Raw genomic sequence first — 4,014 nt, forward strand, 5'->3', positions numbered from 1 at the left:
AATCCCGGACCTGTGGCGCAGCCGAGGTCAGGCCGCGTGCCAGAAAGAGCACCTCCAGACTCCCGCGCGGCGGGATCGGAATCAACACAGGGAGAAGGCTTGGTTTCGTTCATGTTCCTCACAAGGCCGGATTTTTCCATTGCGCCGGAACGCTTCGGCGGGAAAAGGGTCAAAACCGCATAGACCCACGATGTCGGATTCTCAAGTCACCAGCGGCCGAAACTTCGCGCGGGATTATTTCAATACGAACGGCCGCAGGGTATGCGGCGATCCAGACCATTTTTAAACGCTGCCTTGCTTTATAAATCGTATTCGTCCCACGAAATCACCATCCCCGTCCCGACAGGCCCGCGCAATGCGCCCCCCGGCCGCATCCTTTCCCGATCGCGGCAGACTTTCTCCCTTGCGGGGTGGAAGAAGCGCCCCGGATTGCCCATGATCTCCCGGAATTCATCTTTTCCGGAGGTCATCCATGAATACATCCGCACAGGCCCACTGCGCGTCCGCCCGCCCCCTTGGCGCGGCCACGACCGTGGAAACGCCCAAACGCGGCATCTGGGCCCTGATGCGCCCGATCCGCCCGCGCATTCATCTGGCCATGGGCCTAGCCGCCCTGGGTGCCACGGCCGGGCTGGGCGCGGTCGCCACGCTGGCGGTCGTCCTGGGCAAGTTGCTCGCCCCGCACCCCACCCCCTGGGTCTGGGCCGTCCTGGCCATTGTCCTGACCGTGGCCAGCTTCTGCCTCATCATGCAGGCCTTTACCATTTCCCATCTGGCCGCCTTCAGACTGGAAGTCATCCTGCGCACGGATCTGGCGGACCGCCTCGCGCGGGCGCCCCTGGGCTACCTGCTGCAGGCCGGGTCCGGGGCCATCTCCAAGGTCCTGCAGGACGACGTCAAAAGCCTGCACGCCTTTGTGGCCGACACCACCCCCATGCTCGGACGAAGCTTGGCCAGCCCCGCAGTCACCCTGCTTTTGCTGCTGATCATCGACTGGCGGCTGGCCCTGCTGGCCCTGGCCCTGCTCGGCGTCGGCGCCGCAGCGGTGAGCCTGGCCATGCGCGACCATACAGAACTCCAGCGCCGCTACGACGGTGAACGGGAGCGAATCACCAACACGGTCATCGAATTCGTCCAGGCCATGCCCGTGGTGCGGACCTTTGACGACGGCACGTCGTCCTTTGGACGCTACCAAAAGGCCCTGGACGGTTTCCGGGACGTACTCGCCAAATGGCTGGAAGTGTCGAGCACCAGCGCCAAGACAAGTATCGTCATCCTCGGCCCGTTGCCGACCCTGCTGGCCCTGTCCATTGCCGGAGCACTCTTGTACGGCGGCGGCAGCCTCGACTTCCCGCATTGGGCCGCCATCCTGCTGCTGGGCGCGGGCATGGCCGAATCCCTGACGCCGCTCATGTGGCTCAATCACTTCATCCGCAAGGCCAACGCCAGCGCCCTGCGCATCCAGGAGGTGCAGGCCGCGCCCATCCTCCCCGTGTCCCAGGGCCGGCGTTTGCCGCGCGACGCCTCGGTCGCCTTCGAACAAGTGCGCTTCGCCTACGAAGGACGCACGGAAGATGCTCTGGAGAATGTCTCGTTCCAGGTGCCAAGCGGCACCGTCACCGCCCTGGTCGGGCCGTCCGGAGCCGGGAAAAGCACCGTGGCCAAGCTGATCCCCCGCTTCTGGGACGTGCGCGCCGGTTCGGTGCGCGTGGGCGACGCGGACGTGCGCGACATCCATCCCGAAGACCTCATGCGCCAGGTGGCCTTTGTCTTTCAGGACACCTTTCTCTTCCACGATTCCATTGCCGCCAACATCCGCATGGGCAAACCCGAGGCCACGGATGCCGAGGTCGAACAGGCCGCCCGCGCGGCCCAGGCCCACGACTTCATTTCCGCCCTGCCCCAGGGGTACGCCACCCAGGCCGGTGACCGGGGCACACGTCTGTCCGGAGGCCAGCGCCAACGCATCACCATCGCCCGCGCCATTCTCCAGGACTGCCCCGTGGTCGTGCTGGACGAGGCCACGGCCTTTGCCGACCCGGAAAACGAGGCCGCTCTCATCGCGGCCCTGGCCAACCTCATGCGCGGCCGCACGGTCATCATCATCGCCCACCGCCTGTCCACCATCCGCGACGCGGATCAGATCGTGGTGTTGGACCAGGGGCGGGTGGCCGAACAGGGCGTTCATGATGACCTGATCGCCCAGGACGGCGTGTACGCCCGTCTGTGGAGCAACTACGAACACGCCCAGGGCTGGACCCTGGGCCGCAACACCGCAACCGGTCCTGACGAGGAACCCGCATGAACACCATGACCGAATCCATACGCCCCGTCCCGCCCCTGTCCGCCACATGGCGACGCATGCAGCAGGCGGCGGGCGATCAGGCGCCGCTTTTGCGCCGCAGCATGCTCTTTTCCGTTCTTTCCGCAGCCGTCCAGGGTCTGGCCTTTGCCTGCTTCTATCCCCTGCTGTCCGCTGTGTTGGCCGCACCCATGCACACGTCCGCCATGACCATGTGGCTGGGCGTCCTGACCCTGTGCACCGTCATCGACGCGGTGCTGCGCTGGAAAGCGCGGGACTTCGACTATTCCAGCGCCCTGGCCGACGTGACCCATTCCCTGCGCGTGACCCTGGGTGACCAGCTGCGGCGCATGCCCATGGAAGAGCTGTATCGCAAACGCACCGGCGAACTGTCCGCCGTGCTGGCCGGCAACGTGGACGAAGTGGTCACGCCCATGGGCATGCTCTCCTCAACCTTCATCAGCACCATCGTCACGCCGGCCGTGGCCCTGGCGGTCACGCTCTTTGTCGATTGGCGGCTGGCCCTGGCCATGGTGCTCCTCTTTCTTGTGGCCGTGCCCATCTACCATTGGCGGCGACGCAACACCGGCGAAAGCATGCGCGTTTTGGCCCGGGCCCACGCCCGCACCTCGTCCGAGCTGATCGAATACATCCAGGGGCTGCCAGTCCTGCGCGCCACCGGTCAGACCGGAGCCCAGGCCAAGCGGCTGCAGGACTCCCTGACCCATCTGCAGGAGGTTCAGGAAAAAACGCAACAGTTCAAAATGCTCCTCGGGCTTGTGGCCTCGTCCCTGGTACAGATCGGCCTGATCCTGGTCCTGGCGCTCGGTGTCTGGTTCGTCCTGACCGGAAGCCTGGACGTGGCGGCCCTGGCCGCGCTGCTGATCATCGTGGCCCGCTTCAGCGAACCGTTGGTGCTGCTCTTCAACATCGCCGACGTCTTCGATTACATGGAAGCCGGCTTCGAGCAGGTCGAACAGCTTCTGGCCGTGTCTCCGCTGCCCGTGCCGATCCCGTCCAACACGCCGGAGGCCTTTGACATCTCCTTCACGCATGTGGACTTCGCCTACGGTGGCACCACGGAAACCGTGTTGCGCGACGTGACCTTCGTCCTGCCCGCGCGCTCCCTCACGGCCCTGGTCGGACCCTCGGGATCGGGCAAAACCACGATCACGCGGCTCATCATGCGCTATGCCGATCCGCAAAACGGCGCCGTGCGCATCGGCGGCGTGGATCTGCGCGACATGGAGCCCGAAACCATCATGGGCCACGTGTCGGTCGTCTTCCAGGACGTCTATCTCTTTGACGACACCATTTTGAACAACATCCGCATGGGCCGCACGGACGCCACCGACGCCGAGGTCGAGGATGCGGCCCGCGCCGCCCACTGCCATGAATTCATCACCCGTCTGCCCGACGGCTACCGGACCAGGGTCGGTGACATCGGCGGGTGCCTGTCCGGCGGCGAACGTCAGCGCATCAGTATTGCCCGCGCCATCCTCAAAAACGCGCCCATCGTCATCCTGGACGAACCCACGGCCGCCCTGGACACGGAAAGCGAGGTCGCGGTGCAGCGGGCCATCGACGCCCTGGTCCGCGATCGGACCGTCATCGTCATTGCCCACCGCCTCTCGACCATCGTCGGCGCGGACACCATTCTGGTCTTTGATGAAGGAAAAATGGTCGAACAGGGCAAACACAGCGAGTTGCTG

The 4,014-nt window shown here is 65.2% G+C and carries 2 protein-coding genes; both read left to right on the forward strand.

The window, feature by feature from the left end; genetic code table 11:
- Positions 1 to 472: 472 nt before the first annotated feature.
- Positions 473 to 2,305 carry an ABC transporter ATP-binding protein gene (locus EOL86_12495; protein ID NCD26394.1) on the forward strand — a complete coding sequence of 611 codons (1,833 nt, stop codon included), beginning with the start codon at positions 473 to 475 and terminating at the stop codon, positions 2,303 to 2,305.
- A partial coding sequence (locus EOL86_12500) for an ABC transporter ATP-binding protein (protein ID NCD26395.1) occupies positions 2,302 to 4,014 on the forward strand: 1,713 nt, incomplete at its 3' end. The genes EOL86_12495 and EOL86_12500, both read left to right, overlap by 4 nt.

It is taken from the genome of Deltaproteobacteria bacterium (genome assembly GCA_009930495.1).
Lineage (GTDB): Bacteria > Desulfobacterota > Desulfovibrionia > Desulfovibrionales > Desulfomicrobiaceae > Desulfomicrobium.

What these genes read in the sequence shown, in the direction of transcription:
- EOL86_12495 (NCD26394.1), top strand. Translation starts at nt 473, where the DNA reads ATGAATACATCCGCACAGGCCCACTGCGCGTCCGCCCGCCCCCTTGGC.